At 40.7% G+C, this 15983-nt stretch carries 15 protein-coding genes; 3 read left to right on the top strand and 12 right to left on the bottom strand.

What is annotated here, in order from left to right; translation table 11 throughout:
• Positions 1–235: 235 nt before the first annotated feature.
• Complete coding sequence (locus QOL44_RS02840) at positions 236–1600, bottom strand: amino acid permease (RefSeq protein ID WP_009061093.1); 1365 nt, start codon at positions 1598–1600, stop codon at positions 236–238.
• Positions 1601–1738: 138 nt separating this feature from the next.
• On the opposite strand from QOL44_RS02840, the gene QOL44_RS02835 reads away from it, so the two are divergent.
• Positions 1739–2239, top strand: a complete 501-nt coding sequence (locus QOL44_RS02835) for a GNAT family N-acetyltransferase (RefSeq protein ID WP_009061094.1) — start codon at positions 1739–1741, stop codon at positions 2237–2239.
• A 6-nt stretch (positions 2240–2245) separates the two neighbouring features.
• Here the strand turns inward: QOL44_RS02835 and QOL44_RS02830 are convergent, their stop codons facing one another.
• From QOL44_RS02830 to QOL44_RS02820, 3 genes are all read right to left on the bottom strand, one after another.
• Positions 2246–2581 (bottom strand): hypothetical protein, encoded by a 336-nt coding sequence (locus tag QOL44_RS02830; RefSeq protein ID WP_009061096.1) that lies wholly within the window; start codon positions 2579–2581, stop codon positions 2246–2248.
• Complete coding sequence (locus QOL44_RS02825) at positions 2542–2883, bottom strand: hypothetical protein (protein ID WP_009061098.1); 342 nt, start codon at positions 2881–2883, stop codon at positions 2542–2544. Before QOL44_RS02825 ends, QOL44_RS02830 begins: the two co-directional genes overlap by 40 nt.
• 910 nt (positions 2884–3793) lie before the next feature.
• Positions 3794–4240, bottom strand: coding sequence for a hypothetical protein (locus tag QOL44_RS02820; protein WP_045086714.1), 447 nt, complete (start codon positions 4238–4240; stop codon positions 3794–3796).
• 164 nt (positions 4241–4404) lie between these two features.
• On the opposite strand from QOL44_RS02820, the gene QOL44_RS02815 reads away from it, so the two are divergent.
• Complete coding sequence (locus QOL44_RS02815; protein ID WP_009061101.1) at positions 4405–5160, top strand: SDR family oxidoreductase; 756 nt, start codon at positions 4405–4407, stop codon at positions 5158–5160.
• Between the two features lie 78 nt (positions 5161–5238).
• On the opposite strand, the gene QOL44_RS02810 is transcribed toward QOL44_RS02815, so the two are convergent.
• Both QOL44_RS02810 and QOL44_RS02805 read right to left on the bottom strand, forming a co-directional pair.
• On the bottom strand, positions 5239–6291 hold the full coding sequence (locus tag QOL44_RS02810) for a mannose-1-phosphate guanylyltransferase (RefSeq protein WP_009061103.1): 1053 nt from the start codon (positions 6289–6291) through the stop codon (positions 5239–5241).
• 67 nt (positions 6292–6358) lie between these two features.
• Complete coding sequence (locus QOL44_RS02805) at positions 6359–8959, bottom strand: glycosyl hydrolase family 28-related protein (protein ID WP_009061106.1); 2601 nt, start codon at positions 8957–8959, stop codon at positions 6359–6361.
• A 154-nt stretch (positions 8960–9113) separates the two neighbouring features.
• On the opposite strand from QOL44_RS02805, the gene QOL44_RS02800 reads away from it, so the two are divergent.
• Positions 9114–10259, top strand: a complete 1146-nt coding sequence (locus QOL44_RS02800; RefSeq protein WP_009061108.1) for an NAD(P)/FAD-dependent oxidoreductase — start codon at positions 9114–9116, stop codon at positions 10257–10259.
• Between the two features lie 3 nt (positions 10260–10262).
• Here the strand turns inward: QOL44_RS02800 and QOL44_RS02795 are convergent, their stop codons facing one another.
• The 6 genes from QOL44_RS02795 to QOL44_RS02770 form a co-directional block, all read right to left on the bottom strand.
• On the bottom strand, positions 10263–10844 hold the full coding sequence (locus tag QOL44_RS02795; protein WP_009061110.1) for a DJ-1/PfpI family protein: 582 nt from the start codon (positions 10842–10844) through the stop codon (positions 10263–10265).
• 6 nt (positions 10845–10850) lie between these two features.
• Positions 10851–11411 carry a ribosome recycling factor gene (gene frr, locus QOL44_RS02790; RefSeq protein ID WP_009061112.1) on the bottom strand — a complete coding sequence of 187 codons (561 nt, stop codon included), beginning with the start codon at positions 11409–11411 and terminating at the stop codon, positions 10851–10853.
• Between the two features lie 63 nt (positions 11412–11474).
• Positions 11475–12233 carry a UMP kinase gene (pyrH, locus tag QOL44_RS02785; protein WP_009061114.1) on the bottom strand — a complete coding sequence of 253 codons (759 nt, stop codon included), beginning with the start codon at positions 12231–12233 and terminating at the stop codon, positions 11475–11477.
• An 83-nt stretch (positions 12234–12316) separates the two neighbouring features.
• Entirely contained in the window at positions 12317–14395 is a 2079-nt protein-coding gene (gene uvrB, locus QOL44_RS02780) for an excinuclease ABC subunit UvrB (RefSeq protein ID WP_009061116.1), read from the bottom strand.
• A 22-nt stretch (positions 14396–14417) separates the two neighbouring features.
• Entirely contained in the window at positions 14418–15101 is a 684-nt protein-coding gene (locus QOL44_RS02775) for a phosphoribosyltransferase (protein ID WP_009061118.1), read from the bottom strand.
• Between the two features lie 122 nt (positions 15102–15223).
• A complete protein-coding gene (locus tag QOL44_RS02770; protein WP_134372909.1) occupies positions 15224–15958 on the bottom strand; it encodes a DUF72 domain-containing protein in 735 nt (244 codons plus the stop codon).
• Positions 15959–15983 lie beyond the last annotated feature (25 nt).

Here is a 15983-nt window from a genome sequence, read left to right as displayed (position 1 = left end):
CCGCCGATTTGCCCAAGTACATTTGAGGGCTCCTCCTTCCTGTCGCCTTTTGCTACTGCCTGCTAACGCTCCGGCCGATCAGCGCGCCAAACTTCTTCAGCGTATATAGGTTCGCCATGCATATATTAACTAGTTTGGCATGGCTATATTATTAACTATTTATTACGCTCCTAGGACAGAGGGAGCTCTTTAAAATTGCTCTTTTCTTTTTGCCTGTGTCTATTACCTATTTGCCTCATAACCGTAATCCTCTCTTTCTTTTATCTAGAGGATTTTCCCAGTAAAATAGATACATGACAAAACCAATAAAAAGCCAGCCTACGAAAGCCATAAGGACAATCTTGTTCAAATGAGCAATTAAAAAGAAACAACTGACAATGGAAAGAATGCCAGTCCATGGCATTCCAGGGGCTCTGAAAGGAGCCACCAGCTCGGGGTATTTCTTTCTCATTACCAAAACAGATACCGAGACCATTATAAATGCTGTTAAAGCCCCAACATTTGTAAGCTCAGCAACTGTCTGAATTGGCGTAAAACCAGAAAGTAAAGCCATAATAAAACCTGAACCAAGTATGATTCGGTAAGGAGTATTGAACTTAGGATGAAGCTTTTCTAGAAATGAAGGTAAAAACCGATCACGAGACATGGCAAAGAATATCCTGCTCTGTCCATACATATTAACAAGAAGAGCCGAAGTGATACCACCTAAAGCTCCAATGCTTACAATCGATGCTGCCAGATGCTCTCCTACCTGTATTAAAGCAAAAGCGACTGGATCTTTTACATCCAGCATCCTATAAGAAACAACACCAGTAAGCATTAGACCCACGAGGATATAAAGGAAAGTGCAAAACACAAGGGACCCAATGATCCCTAATGGCAAGTCTTTTCCAGGGTTCTTAGCTTCCTCTGCTGTCGTTGAGACCGCATCAAACCCTAGATAAGCAAAAAAAATAAATGCCGCTCCTCCCATCACTCCTTTCCATCCAAAAGGCATAAAAGGGGTCCAATTAGAAGGATCAATATGTCTAGAGGCAATAAAGATAAACAAAAGAATTACCAATAATTTTAAACCTACAATAAAATGATTAAACCAAGCACTTTCTTTTGCTCCTTTAGAAAGTAAAAGGGACATCAAAAAGACAATTCCCATTGCTGGAACATTCATTACCCCTCCTTCCGATGGAGCATGAGCAAATTTGGATGAGAAAGGGATTCCGAGAGCATGGAGTAGATCCACCATATACGCCGACCATCCAATAGAAACAACTGCACCTGTCAAAAGATAGGCCAAAATTAAGCACCAGCCTGTAATCCATCCAGCAAACCTTCCGATCATCTTGTAGGCATAGGTATAAGCGCTTCCAGCTGAATGAATGACAGAAGCAAATTCAGCATACGAGAATGCAGTAAAAAGACATACAATGCCTGCAAAGACAAAAGAAATGCTCAATGCTGGGCCTGCTTCCCTTGCTGCTGCAACTCCTGTCAATACAAAAATTCCTGATCCAATGATCGCTCCAACTCCAAGCAAAAAAAGATCAAAGGCATTCAGCGATTTTACTAGCTTCTGTTTCTCCGTAGGTTTCGAAAGATCCATCGTTAACTTATATTTATTCCTATGCCATTGGCACAAAAAGTGTCCATTAGCAATTGATCAATTTTCAAAAGTCCTATTCTATCCCTTTAACCTTTTAAAGGATATAGTAATTGTAAAAAATTTTAGATTTTTTTTCCTATGTCCGATGAACTTATCATCAGGAAAGCAACAAATGAGGATTGTTTAAAACTCTATTTTCTTTTTAAATCCGTTGTTGAAGAACAAACTGCTTATCCCTTTTCTCTCCCATTTTCCTATGCCGATTTTCTTAATTTTTGGAATGTTCCTCCACCAGTTTGGAGATATTGTTCCTGCCTTAACGGTATAATTGTCGGCGGTTATCTCCTTAAACCAAACTTTATTGGACTTGGGAATCACATTGCCAATGCTTCCTTTTTTGTTGCCAAACCTTACCGTAAACGGGGCATTGGGGAAGCCATGGGGAAGCATGCGATAGAAAATGCAAGAAAACAAAACTTTCAAGCTATACAATTTAATTATGTTGTCAGTACCAATTATCCAGCAATCAACCTATGGTTAAAACTAGGTTTTAAAATTGTAGGGACAATTCCAAAAGCTTTCCGCCATCCTATCTATGGATGTGTCGATGTGTATGTGATGTTTAGAGAGCTTATTTAGGTAAAATTACTTTGAGAACGGATTGTTTCTAGAGGTGTCTTCAGTCGTTTTCTTTTCTTCAGGAGACTCCGACTTAAATGGTTGTTTCTGGATATATTTCCATACAATTTTCCACACTTGTTGAAATATATAATAAAATAGACCCACTCGGGTAACTTTGGAGAGCATCCAACGAAGAGAATAAAGCACAAGACCAGTCACTATTCCAATGAGAAGGCTTATAAACAGCGTATTTTCTTTTGAAAGATTATCGCTTACTCTTTGTAAAGAATCCAGGAATCGTATCCTCGCTTCATTCCGCCTTACTTCAACATTCTGTTTGCTATTTTTTTTATCATCCATAGAAAAAATCCCGAAAGCACAACCATAAACGATGCGCAGAGGAATGCCCCTCCTATCTTCCCCACCTCTGCACTAAAAAGAAGATAAAGTCCCCATATACTATAAAGAAAACCAATAAAAAGGGAAAGAACGGAAAAGGTAAGAAGGATTAGACTTAAAAGAAGGAGAAAAATTAAGGACCAAGCCCTGTACCGAAAATAGTCTATTTCTGCTTCCAAAAGCTCTATCAGTCTAACAACAAGTTCGCCTATTCCCCAAAAAGGCTCTTTTTTCCCTGTAGTTTCGTCTGTTTTCTTTTCCATCAATACTTTAATGAATTGCCTCTTGAAATGGATACCAAGAAAAAAATGAAACTAAAAGCCCCTTTTTTGAAATAAATTTTTCAAACTGTTCCTAAAATCATACTCGGGACTTGCTTACGTCTGAACCGAATTCGTACTTTTTGCCTTGGTATTAGGCCAAGACAGCCCGGTATTGCCAAGACTGTTTCGTTCTCCAGTTAACTGACGTGGTGTTGATGAGCCGGCAACAGACAATCCGCCAGCACTTCCACGAATCGCGATAGCTGTTGCTCCCGCTTCGCTTCTATCGGCTGCGGTTAGCCAGTGACTGGAGTCATCTATCCAAAACAGTTCCCCTCATCGGGATTCCAAACGGGCGGTTTCCCGTTCCTGCGGGAAAACCCCTCCAAAAGGATCGCAAGCAGCTGGTCTCGTGGCGACCACTGTCATATCTCCAGATATCCGATCCTTTCCTTGAGGTTGTATGCGCCAACCCTCCCCGTATAGCTTACATGCCCACAATGCAGGCACACAAACCTTCTCCCCCCCGCTGTTCTTCGGATGGCCCTACCCACACTGGGGGTAAAGCCAAGAGCTATAGGCTGGATTAACCTTCTCTCGGCGGAAACCTCCCCCCTGACACCTCAGACTGTGGAATCCTACATGACCGGGGCGTGAATGCGGCCAGGCATCTCCTGGCGCATGGTTTGGCCGTACTAGGCGGCTTTAGGACGAGTTTCGCAAGACGTGAAGGCTAGCAAGAGGAAGGTTCTGGGCGTCTTCGCAAGACGGCGGTGAAACCGGCCTCGAGGAAGCAGAAAGTCAGCTTTGTTTTGGCTAATGAGCAGAAATGAGTAAGGCTATCGGAACGGTAGCAATTTCTTACGGTTCTGAAATGCCCTTCTTGGTTTTATAGTAATTAAGAAGTAATTTACTGGGGCATTGCTTGTCCTTGGGGCGGGTACTGTCGAACTGGCTGACTTATCAGCCAATACGTTTGGAGTTCATGTATCATATCGGTCCATAAAGGAGAAATGTGAGACAAAACATCAATTTCACCAAAAGAATTCCTTGGAAAGTCTTGGCTCATGTCAAAATGGCCACAGAAACCACTGATAGACCTACCTTCTGGTGTTTTAGTCAGAACGTTCACCGACGTTCTCCATTGGACTGCCACTCCACAGGGATATACCCGGCTAGGGACCATCGTAAGTACAGTAATCTTAACAAATGGCCTTTGCTCCAATCTTTCAGCAAAAAACTGCTTATCCCTTTCGGTAACCGGACAAATCAGTTCTTTTTTCCCACAAGAGACGAAACAGACACAAAAGAATCCTAACAAAAGAATCCCAAAAAATTTTCCTTCAGTTTTGCCCATTTTATTCGCTTTTTGTACAAAAAGCAATTGATCCTAAAGTCACATCATACATAGCAAGGAGATTTATAAAACAATGTTGCTTTCTTTTTTCATAATTTAAGGGAAAATTTTTGTCGAATTAAGGTGTTGTTGTTGTTAAATTACTGATCAACAAGTCAGCATTCATGGCTTCTAAAACACTAAGTAGAAAAACAGCAATTGTCACCGGAGCTTCGAGTGGCATTGGATATGCAACAGCTCTTGCCCTTGCCAGTGCAGGAGCTAATCTTGTTGTGGGAGCACGCAGAATGGAAAGGTTAAACAGCCTCGTAGAGAAAATCGAAGCGATGGGAGCATCAGCTTTAGCAATACGCACCAATGTCAGGGAACTGAGTGATGTGGATAGCCTAGTTTTAGGGGCAAAAAAGAAGTTTGGTGGTGTCGACATATTTGTCAATAGTGCAGGAATTATGCCCCTTTCCTTGTTAAGAAAAATGAGAGTAGCCGAATGGTTGAATATGATCGATATAAATTTTAAGGGGGCTGTTCATGTGGTATCAGCCATATTACCAACCTTTCTAGAGCAAAAATATGGTCATTTGGTTTTTGTCTCCTCTATTGCTTCTAAAAAAATCATTCCTGGTTCAGCGATATATTCAGCTTGTTCGTCTGCTATAAGAACTCTTGCTGAAGGAATAAGAATGGAACTGTCTCCATTTGATCAAATCAAAATCACCCTTGTCGAAACTGGCTATGTTCAAACCGAGCTTTTTGATTCCATCGAAGATGAAGAAATCAAACGTTCCATTATCGGTGAATTAGGTACAATATCTCCACTAAAAGCTGAGGAAGTTGCCTCGGCCATACTGTATGCCCTTTGCCAACCTCCTCATGTTGACATAAATGAAATTGTGATGAGGCCAACAATGCAGGCATTATAAATAGTAAAAATAACCATTTTTTTGATCGTGTCTTTCTTTTCAGCAGATTCTACTTGGTCAAATTCTCCCATAAGACCCTCACTTTAATTCTAGAGGGAGTTTTTCGTACAATTTTTTCAATTCGTGAATCTTATCCTTATGACACACAAGAATAGCCTGTTCAGATTCGATGACAACAAGGTCATTGACACCACATAAAGCAATAGGTTTCGAATCTGATACAACAATATTTTCTTTCGCGTCATAGGCACACATTTTCCCTTTGACCCTATTCCCTTCCTCATCTTTATCTAAATATTCTGCGACCGAAATCCAACTTCCAAGGTCATTCCAATCAAATCTTGCCTCCAGTGCAAATATCTTGTCAGTTTTTTCCATCAACGCATAATCGATCGATATCTTAGGCAAACTGATAAAAGCACTTTCCCACTCTGAAGGCTTTTCAAGATACTCCAAAATAAAGCGATAAAAAGGGAAAGCCCACCGTTGGGTCTCTTCTATAAAAACTTTCACCGTCCATATAAACATACCCGAATTCCAGCCGCAATCTCCTTCCTTGATATAACGTCGAGCCACATCAACGGAGGGTTTTTCCACAAAACGAATAACAGGAAAAAATTTCTCGCCATTTTTTATAAAACAATTGGTTTTATCTAACTTCAAATACCCAAATCCTGTCGCTGGATAATTCGGTAGAATAGAAAAAGTGACTATGCTTTTCGTTTCTTGAGTAAACAAGACAGAAGAGAGCAACTGGTCACGAAAAATCTCTCTGTTCTTGATTTTACTGTCGGCAGGTAAAAGAACAACAGTAGCCTCTTTAGAATGCCTTGCCGCTATGGCTGTTGCCAGTGTAGAAGCAGCGGCGGTATCCCTCTTTTCTGGTTCAAAAAGAATTTTTTCTAATGGAAAAGATGACAACCTTTTCGTAATGGAGGAAAGTTGGTCTTTGTTTGACAAAATATAGAGATTTTCTTCTGGAACGAAACCTTTAACCCTATCAATTGTCTCTTCTAGAAGCGTTTTATCAGAAAAAAAGGAGATTAAGTGCTTTGGTGTATTTCTCCTGCTTACTGGCCAAAAGCGTTCTCCACTTCCACCAGCCAGTATGAAAACAAAGACATTGTCCATAACAATTTTAAGAAGCCTTTTCTAAGATATGGATTAAGAAAGTCTTAATATCGAAAAGGAGAAGGAGTCAATCTTTAACAATGATCTCCTTTTTTTCTTTTATTTTTATTGGTTCTTTTACATCGAAGAAAATATTACGCATTAGAAGTGCTTGCCGTATTCCTTTATCCAGCTCAATACCTAAAAGGCCATGTTCAAACCAATTGTGATCGATAAGCAGGTCTTTAGCTAAAAGAGCCTGAGCAGGAAATTCTCCTTCCTCGCTACCTAATCCTACAATAATCTGGTGTCCAAATGCTAAACGGTTCGATCGTAGAATTCCCCCCCGAATCACTTCGAAAGGAACATTCGAAAGATTTGTCATGTTTGGATCAATTAGAAAGCCTAAGGCTCCAAAATTTAAGCTACGAATTTCTTGGTCTAAAGGATCCTTATTCTCAACCACTGGATAGGAAACAGCAACATCTAGGACATTATTAAGCCACTGTATAAAAAAACCACTTGAAGCAATTATGCCTTGCGTTCTTTTTACCTGGTTTCCATCAAAAATGACATCATAGGCTAATCCGCTTAAAGGAAAAAGAAATCTACAATCCTGGCTTTGATTTTCATAAAAAATGGCTTTTCCTTCCCACTGATAAAAAAGCAAAAGGCTTGAAAAATCTGGAACTATATCCCAGGGCTTATCAAGGCTAAGAGTGTTTGCATTTAATGCCGTTATTTTCCTAAGCTGACCAGCCCCTTTCCCTGAAATAATAAGAGCGTCCATGCCAACCAGCCCAGGGGAAATATTTTTCTCAGTGAGAGTTGTCTTTATTGCTTCAGAAGAGCTAACCATTGAAATCAACGGTCTATCCCATGGCAGAAAATAAATAGTGACTTCTTGATTTACTGGTAAAGGAGTTCCTCGATCGATTGTTATTTTTTGTTCGCTATTGGCAATGACTTTTCTTACGAAAAATTCCCGTTTACTCGAATGCCCTATTACTACAATTTCTTGGCCCACCAAAGAATCTTTCGTCAAAATATTTTCTTTGAAAGACATCTCGTTGCCAGAGAGGTTGGCTGTCAAAGAAAAATGTTTCAAGGGAGTTTCCCTCTTTTTTCCCATCGGGAAATTAAGATTAAAAGACAGAGCCTTCCTGTTGCCTCTGCCAAATTCAGAAAATTGATTATGGGCAACATACAAATATCTCAATGGGAGAAGGCGTCTATAAAAAGAAGACTCATCTGCAAACCAGTTATCTTCAACAAACAGTCTTTCGCCTCCTATTTCTGTGAGGCAAAAAGCCCCCATTGGGTTATAAAAACTATTTTGGGTAATTCGACCGTTTTTTAAATGCACAGCTCTCTGCCTTAAGCCGATGATCTCACAGCCTGAAATTTCGACATTGCTTAGACTGCCTAGAGCAACAGAATAGCCTAACCCGTCCATTCGATCTAATCCCCACTTTAGGATTTTCCACAAGAGACTACTTTCAATATTTTCCTTTGGATATCCATAAAAAGGGAAAAACTGTATTCGAACATTGCGAATAAAAACATCAGAAGGAGATTCTTTCAATGGAGCTACTTTCCCTTTAAAAAGTGCTGAGAGATCTTCCCAATCTCTAGAATTTCCCATAAACTCCTCATCTTTGAGGGCAGAACTATCCACAAGAACCCGTTTTGCATTTCTGATGCTTATCGACAGTTCTTCCAAGGAGAATTGCCCAGAGGAAAAGAAAGCGGTGCTAACAAAGTCCCCTTCCCCAAGAGGTGCATTATCCGGCCACTTCAGCCAAGAAAAATCCATTCCATCCCCTTCCAACAAAGTTTTTGGCGGAATAAAAAAACTACCTCTCACTTTGTATGTTCCCGCCGGAATATATACTATGCCTCCTCCATTGGCATCGGCTGCCTGTAAGGCCTTCCGTAAAGCTTCAGAATCATCTGTGAGCCCGTTTCCTTTAGCTCCATAATCCTTGACATTAAAAATTTTGTTGGGCCAAGGATTCACAGCAACGACCTTCAGAAAATAAGCCTCACTCCATCCAGCAGGACCTCCATGACCGTTATGAACAAGCAGATTAAATTCACCAGGGGATAGATTATCTGGAATTTTCACCCGACAACAATATTTCTCAGCTTCTATCACTTCTAGGATTACAGGCTGTCCATCTTTTTTCGGTACCAAAATAACCTTCATCCGTTGGGCATCTTCTGTAGTCAATAGGATATTTTTCCCAATAATACATAGCTCGGAACCTGGATAAGTTTCATCTTGCTTTAACCCTGGAAGAAGCCGAGCAGGTTGGCACCATTCTATTTGAGGTCTATTGATCAAAAATCTATTTTCGGAGATTTCTATGCCAAATATTCCAGGAGGAAAAACCGCTGGAATCTGAAACTTTATAGATTGATCTGATACCTGGATTGGAGCAACCGCAACTCGCTTTTCTTTAGCAAAAGAAAAGGGGATATAATTGGTTTTAGGATCGTCGTCAGGCACAGCCCAAAGAAATATTTCCTCCTTAGGATCAAACCCTCCCCCATATAGAACAACACCATCGGCAGGATCGACAGGCTCTGAAATCCAAAAAACAGTCGGCCGACCAAAGATGCTCTCAATAAGAAGAAAAAAACAAAAGGAAAAGATAAAGGAAACGCCAATTTTTTTTCTAACCAAATTTTCTATCCTTTTTCTTTGTCTATCCGTATTTAGGATATTTTTTATTTATAAACAAGCTCATACTTTTTACAAGGTAACGGTGCTTTCCGTACATTTTCTATCTATCTTATCCTTTCCAATTACGCTATTTTTTCCTATAGCATTCAATTTTATGGAAAGAGCAGATTGCCTTGTTATCGGTGCTGGTATCGCAGGAGCTTCTGTTGGATTTCATCTGGCGATTAAAGGACTTTCTGTGATTATATTAGAAAAAGAATCTTCCGCTGGATACCATTCGACTGGAAGATCCGCTGTGTTTTTTAGAGGAAGTCATGGCCTTCCTTCTGTTAGACTTCTTACGCAAGCCAGCAAGCAGTTTTTTGAATCACCCCCTGCACCTTTTTTTTCTATTCCACTCACTACTCCCAGAAATGCATTATTCATTGCAAGAAAGGAAAAAAAGGAATTTTTGGAAAGGTGGTTTAAGGACAATCAATCTGCCCATCTTTCTTTACGGAAAATCCCCTCTGAAGAAGCTCTTCAAATGGTCCCAGTATTAAAAAAAGAATCGGTAGAAGGCGGTTGTATCCTCGAGAGCTCCGGAAAAGACATTAATCAACCAAAACTATTGCAAGGGTATCTTGAAGGAGTCCTCCAAAGCGGTGGAAAAATCTATTATAAGGCTTTTGTCAAAAGGATTGAAAAGCAGCAGACCGAATGGGTAGTAGAGGCAAATGATAAACTGTTTAAAGCCCCACTTCTCATTAATGCCGCTGGAGCTTGGGCGGATGAAGTGGCTTGCCTTGCCTCAATCAAACCATTAGGGATCGTTCCAAAACGAAGAACGGTCATTACTTTTGATCCACCTACAAATTATTCGGTTGAGCATTGGCCAATGGTCCTTGAAATCAGTGAAGAATTTTACTTCAAGCCTTATTGTCAAGAAATCTTAGCTTCTCCTGCGGATCGAACCCCATCGATTCCTTGCGATGCAAAACCAGAGGAAGCAGATTGTATACTCGCCATCAAACGTCTAGAACAAGCCACTACCATTAAGATCGATAAAATCAACAGAAAATGGGCAGGTCTTCGTTCGTTTGTAGAGGATGAGCTCCCCGTCATTGGGTTTGACCCTGAAGAAAGAGGTTTTTTCTGGGTTGCTGCTCTTGGTGGCTCTGGAATTGAAACTTCCCCAGCCGTGGGTGAAATGGCCGCCTGTCTAGCAATAAACTACAAGCTGCCAGAGTTTTTCTCTTTTTATAATATAGATCCCGAAAAGTATTCCCCCGCCCGGATAAAATCTAAAAGAGGCACTTAAAATTTAGCAAATAACTTTTGTTCCAAGAAGTGACAAAAACAGGGATAGCCACTTTGGATGAGCTGGCCAACCAGGAGCAGTGACAAGATTCCTATCCACAATGGCTTCTTCAAATCCGGTTGGCACAAAACTTGCTCCACTCAGATCGACTTCTGGCCCCACGGTAGGATAAGCTGTTAAGCGATAGCCCGAAAGAACTTTTGCAGCCGTTAAAAGCTGTATGCCATGACAAATGGCTGCCACCGGTTTTTGCTCATCAAAAAAATGGCGCACACATTCGATCACTTTTGGATAAAGTCTGAGATACTCAGGGGCACGACCTCCTGGAAGCACTAGAGCGTCATAGTCCTTAGGTACAACTTTTTCAAAATCAGCATTCAGCTCAAAAAGATGCCCCTTTTTTTCAGAATACGTTTGCTCGCCTTCAAAATCATGAATCGCTGTTTGTATTTTTTGTCCTTTGCTCTTTCCTGGACACACAGCAACGACTTCGTGCCCTATTCCCAAAAGAAACTGAAAGGGAACCATTACTTCATAATCTTCCGCATAATCTCCAACAATCATCAGAATTTTTTTTTGAGCCATATTCTATTATACCTTCAGAAGATCCTTTTCTTTTACTTCAAGCATCTTGTCAACCTTTTCTATATAGAGATCGGTTAACTTTTGGATTTCCTTTTCTGCTCGTTCCACTTCATCCTCACTGATATGTGCTTCTTTGCCTAATTTTTTTAATTCCTCTAGACTATGTCGGCGAATGGCCCTAATTCCAACCCTACCTTCCTCAGATATTTTTCTAGCCACTTTGATTAGCTCCATTCTTCTTTCCTCTGAAAGGGGTGGAATAGGGATTCTAATAATTTTAGCATCCACCACCGGATTAAAGCCAAGCTTCGATTCCTCGATAGCTTTACGTATAGATTCTACCAGGGTCAAATCCCAAGGCTGAACTACTAGCAAATTAACATCTGGAGCCGTAATGGCCGCCAAATCTTTTAGTTTCATATGCGTTTCATAGGCTTCTACCGAGATATTCGATATCATTTCAGGATTAGCTTTTCCAGAACGTAAAGAAGCAAGCTCCATCCGTGTTTTTTCTACAGATTTTTCCATCTTATCTTCCGCTTCCAACAGCACATCATCAATACTCATAAGACCCTCGATAATCGCGTAGACAAAATAATAACAAAAAATAAAGAAAAAAACCAAGCTCTATCAACATATTGAGCTTTTTACCTTATCTGAGACCAATGTTCCAACAGGAGCACCACAAACCACCGCTTTAAGATTTCCAGGCTTGAACATATCGAAAACTATAATTGGAATACGATTATCCATGCACAAAGAAAAGGCTGTTGAATCCATAATGGTCAGTCGGTTCTGTATTGCATCCAGATAAGTTAATTGTTCGTATCTTTTAGCCTGTGGATTGATTTTTGGATCACTATCATAAACCCCTTCCACCTTTGTCGCTTTAAGAATAACTTGCGCTTCTATTTCACTGGCACGCAGGGCAGCAGCCGTGTCCGTGGAAAAAAAGGGATTCCCTGTACCCGCTACAAATATTACGATCCTTTTCTTTTCCAAATGCCTAATCGCTCTTCTTCGAATAAAAGGTTCAGCAACGTTTTTCACTTCGATAGCCGTTTGCACCCGTGTGGGAATCCCTAAGTGTTCAAGGGCTCCCTGCAATGCCAGCCCATTAATAATGGTCGCAAGCATTCCCATGTAATCAGCAGTGGATCTATCGAGAAACTCCGAATGAGAGGCCATCGTCCCCCTCCAAATATTGCCTCCGCCAATAACAATGGCGATATCAACCCCTAAACTATAAATTTCAGCAATTTGGTATGCAATTTTACGAGCAACCTCAAGATCCAAATGTTCCGTCTCTCCAGACAATACTTCTCCACTCAATTTTAAAAGAATCCGTTTATAAACCGGCGACTGTGTAACTCCATCAAAAAATTCCATATATTTTCTACCTTTCTCAAATTATGTCATATTTCTAAAGATGAAAAGAAAGTGGTTGAAAATGGGGACAATGGTCTTTGCATTTAGGTTTTCTTAAGGGATCCTTTGGCAGTCTTCTTTTTTTGTCTCTTTAAAGAAGGAACAATAGGAACGTTAGCCTTATTTTCTTTACCGTTTTGCAACCTCCTTTTAAGTTCTTCAATTTGATCCCGATAAAGAGCAGCTTTTTCAAATTCAAGCCTAGCAGAGGCTTCAACCATTGCTGCACTCAATTCTTTGATCATTTCCATATAATCCGCATTCTGATCGATTCCTTTGAGATGGATAGGTTCTTTGGCTTCTGACCGAATCAGCCCATGCAGACTGACAAGCTCTTTAGCCTTTACACTTCTTGGGGTGATTCCATGTTCCTGGTTGTATAAAAGCTGCTTGTTTCTACGGTATTGGGTTACAGAAATGAGTTTTTGAATCGATTGGGTCATGACATCCGCATAAAGAATAACTTTACCATTTTCGTGACGGGCTGCTCTTCCAGCAATCTGAATTAAGGATTTCTCTGACCTTAAATAACCTTCCTTATCTGCATCTAGAATGCATACCAGTGAGACTTCCGGCAAATCCAATCCTTCTCTTAAGAGATTTATTCCAACCAGCACATCAAAATCCCCAGCTCTTAGACCACGTAATATTTCCACTCGTTCTATGGCATCAAGTTCAGAATGAAGGTAACGAACTTTAAAACCAAGATCTCTTAGATAGTCGGCTAAATCCTCGGCTGTTTGCTTGGTTAACGTTAATATAAGAACCCTTTGTCCATCCTTTATTCGATCATAACTTTCTTTGATAACGTCGTCTATTTGCCCCTCAAGGGGACGAACTTCCACTTCGGGATCTAACAAGCCGGTAGGCCTGATGATCTGTTCAATGACTTTGCCTTCAGTTTTTCTTAATTCATACTCCCCTGGGGTGGCTGAAACATAAATCACTTGACCTATTTTTTGCTCAAATTCTGTGAACGATAGCGGTCTGTTGTCTAAAGCAGAAGGTAATCTAAACCCGTGTTCCACAAGCGTTCTCTTCCTTGACATATCCCCTTCATACATCCCCTGAATTTGTGGGATTGTAGCATGGCTTTCGTCTATGACAGTCAAAAAGTCCTTAGGGAAAAAATCGAGTAAGGTGTAGGGAGCAGAACCTGGAGCTCGTCCGCTTAAATGTCTACTGTAATTTTCTATTCCGCTACAAAAACCAAGTTCTTCAAGCATTTCTAGATCGTTTTCCGTTCTTAATCTCAATCGCTGGGCTTCAAGCAACTTCCCTCTAGACTCCAACTCCGCGATGCGCTCATCAAGTTCCTTTCGAATCGACTGGATTGCTTTTCTTAATTTCTCAGAGGTCGTCACAAAGTGACTTGCCGGAAAGATTAACTCCTTTTGAAGCCGGCACACACTTCGGCCTGTAAGCAATTCGAATTCGGTAATACGATCGATTCGATCTGCAAAAAATTCGATTCTCAATCCCTTATCTGGAGAGACATGGCAGATTTCGACAACATCCCCTCTGACACGAAACTTTCCCCGGGTTAACTCCACATCGTTTCTTTCGTAGAGCATCTCGATAAGCATAGCTAGAAACTGGTTTCTTGAGAGATTCTGGCCAACTTCAACTTGACAACATAAGCTTTCGTAGTCCTCTGGAGAACCCAAGCCATAAATGCAGGAAACGCTGGCAACAACAATGACGTCACGACGAGTCAGCAGCGAGTTGGTTGCAGAAAGCCGAAGTCTTTCTATTTCTACATTCACACTCGAGTCTTTTTCTATGTATGTATCAGTGCTCGGAATATAGGCTTCCGGTTGGTAATAATCAAAATAGGAAACAAAATACTCCACCGCAGCATCAGGGAAAAACTGTTTGTATTCGCTATATAACTGCGCAGCTAATGTTTTATTGTGACAGATGACTAGGGTAGGTCTTTGAACTTTTTCAATACATTTGGCTATTGTAAAAGTTTTGCCTGAGCCCGTCACGCCCAACAATACCTGATGTTTTGTCCCAGCCTCAATCCCAGCCGCCAATTCTTCAATAGCCTTCCCTTGATCGCCACAGGGTTCAAATGGTGAAACAACGCGGAACTTTTTGTTTAGGGCTTCTGCAAACATAACTAAAAAGGAAAAAAACTCATCAATTAGTCAAAACTTCCTGCCCCTTTCCAGGAGTTTCCTTTCGGGACTCCCTAAGCAGTGTGCAAACTTCCCAATCAGATAATTGATTAAAATTCTCATACCATTGGCCCACCCCATAAAATTCTTCTGGGGTCATTAACACAACGACCCTATCGGCTATTTTCTTCATTTCTTCATATACATAAGGAGGCGCCACTGGAACGGCTACTATCAATTCTTTAGGTGCCAACCTCCTTATTGCTGCAACAGCGGCTCTCATCGTCGAACCGGTAGCAATACCATCATCCACTAAAATGATAGTCTTATTCGTCAAAGAAAGTGCGGGAAGATCCTTCCGGTACAGATTTTCTCGTCGATGCAATTCTTGCAGTTCCCGAGCGGTGACTTCCCTAATCGTTTCTTCATCGATGTTCAAAGAATTTATTACGGATTGATTTAAAACCTGTATTCCGCCAGAAGCAATGGCTCCCATTGCTAGTTCCTCTTGCCATGGAACACCTATTTTTCTAACAACGAAGATATCCAATGGAAGCTTCAAGATGTTTGACATAGCAAACCCCACTTCTACTCCTCCCCGCGGTAAAGCCAGAATAACCACATCCGATTTGCCTCCATACTCGAGAAGTTCTTCGGCCAAAAGCCTACCTGCTTCTTTTCTATCTTGAAAAATTCTATAAGGCATTTTTTTTAATGTAGAACAAAGAATTTTTCTTTGCTACTCTTTTGGTTGGATTTTCTTTATCGCATACCGCCTCCATACAACGCATAATAAAATGGGGTACAAAAAAAATATTAATGGGCCGTTTAAAGCTCAGTTAGGGCTCTTTTAACAGCTAGAGCATTGTCTGCCGCCCAACCCATGGTCGTATTGTTAAAAAAGATATAGACTTCTTTGGCTCCTTTGTTGACAAGCTTTTTAGCACTCCTCACTATTTCCTGGATTTCTTCATGGTTATAAAGATAGGAAAACCATTGTTTGCGCCCATGTAATCGCAAGTAGCCGATCGAAGAAGTTAGCTCGGGCTGCATTTTCAAAAGAGGAGAATCGGCAACACAGTAGACCGCTTGTTTTGCTTTCAAAATTGCCACAAGAGAGGCAATGTCTGCTTTGGTTCTAAATTCCACAGCCACTTTCGTCGGATCAGGAAATGCCTCTAAGGCAATCTGAAGCCGTTCTGGTTCAAGAGGAAACTTAGGAGAAAGTTGAAGCAAATACAAACCGATTTTTTCTCCTAATACTCCAGAGTCATTGCAAAACCGCAATATAAGATCATTGACATTATTAAGAAGCCGGACATGGCTAATAAGCCTAGGAACCTTCAAAACAAAACGGAACTTGGTTGGAGTCTTTTTTGCCCAATTTTCATAAGTAGATTTTGGGAAGAATCTATAGAAAGTGGCATTAACTTCAACCGCGTCAAACTGAGAACAATAATATTCAAACCATTTTGATTGTGGCAAATCCTCTGGATAAAAAGATCCTTTCCAATCCAAATAGTTCCATCCAGAAGTTCCCACCCAATATTTTATTTTTTCCATGAATTTTAACTCATATCCACGAAGA

Source organism: Candidatus Methylacidiphilum fumarolicum (assembly GCF_949774925.1).
GTDB classification, from domain to species: domain Bacteria; phylum Verrucomicrobiota; class Verrucomicrobiia; order Methylacidiphilales; family Methylacidiphilaceae; genus Methylacidiphilum; species Methylacidiphilum fumarolicum.
Note: the sequence above shows the minus strand (reverse complement) of the source record. Positions and strands in the feature narration are given on the sequence as shown.

Excerpts from the sequence above, each read along its gene's own strand:
- QOL44_RS02840 (WP_009061093.1), bottom strand. The coding sequence starts at position 1,600 with ATGGATCTTTCGAAACCTACGGAGAAACAGAAGCTAGTAAAATCGCTG.
- QOL44_RS02835 (WP_009061094.1), top strand. The coding sequence starts at position 1,739 with ATGTCCGATGAACTTATCATCAGGAAAGCAACAAATGAGGATTGTTTA.
- QOL44_RS02830 (WP_009061096.1), bottom strand. The coding sequence starts at position 2,581 with ATGGATGATAAAAAAAATAGCAAACAGAATGTTGAAGTAAGGCGGAAT.
- QOL44_RS02825 (WP_009061098.1), bottom strand. The coding sequence starts at position 2,883 with ATGGAAAAGAAAACAGACGAAACTACAGGGAAAAAAGAGCCTTTTTGG.
- QOL44_RS02820 (WP_045086714.1), bottom strand. The coding sequence starts at position 4,240 with ATGGGCAAAACTGAAGGAAAATTTTTTGGGATTCTTTTGTTAGGATTC.
- QOL44_RS02815 (WP_009061101.1), top strand. The coding sequence starts at position 4,405 with ATGGCTTCTAAAACACTAAGTAGAAAAACAGCAATTGTCACCGGAGCT.
- QOL44_RS02810 (WP_009061103.1), bottom strand. The coding sequence starts at position 6,291 with ATGGACAATGTCTTTGTTTTCATACTGGCTGGTGGAAGTGGAGAACGC.
- QOL44_RS02800 (WP_009061108.1), top strand. The coding sequence starts at position 9,114 with ATGGAAAGAGCAGATTGCCTTGTTATCGGTGCTGGTATCGCAGGAGCT.
- QOL44_RS02795 (WP_009061110.1), bottom strand. The coding sequence starts at position 10,844 with ATGGCTCAAAAAAAAATTCTGATGATTGTTGGAGATTATGCGGAAGAT.
- frr (WP_009061112.1), bottom strand. The coding sequence starts at position 11,411 with ATGAGTATTGATGATGTGCTGTTGGAAGCGGAAGATAAGATGGAAAAA.
- pyrH (WP_009061114.1), bottom strand. The coding sequence starts at position 12,233 with ATGGAATTTTTTGATGGAGTTACACAGTCGCCGGTTTATAAACGGATT.
- uvrB (WP_009061116.1), bottom strand. The coding sequence starts at position 14,395 with ATGTTTGCAGAAGCCCTAAACAAAAAGTTCCGCGTTGTTTCACCATTT.
- QOL44_RS02775 (WP_009061118.1), bottom strand. The coding sequence starts at position 15,101 with ATGCCTTATAGAATTTTTCAAGATAGAAAAGAAGCAGGTAGGCTTTTG.
- QOL44_RS02770 (WP_134372909.1), bottom strand. The coding sequence starts at position 15,958 with ATGGAAAAAATAAAATATTGGGTGGGAACTTCTGGATGGAACTATTTG.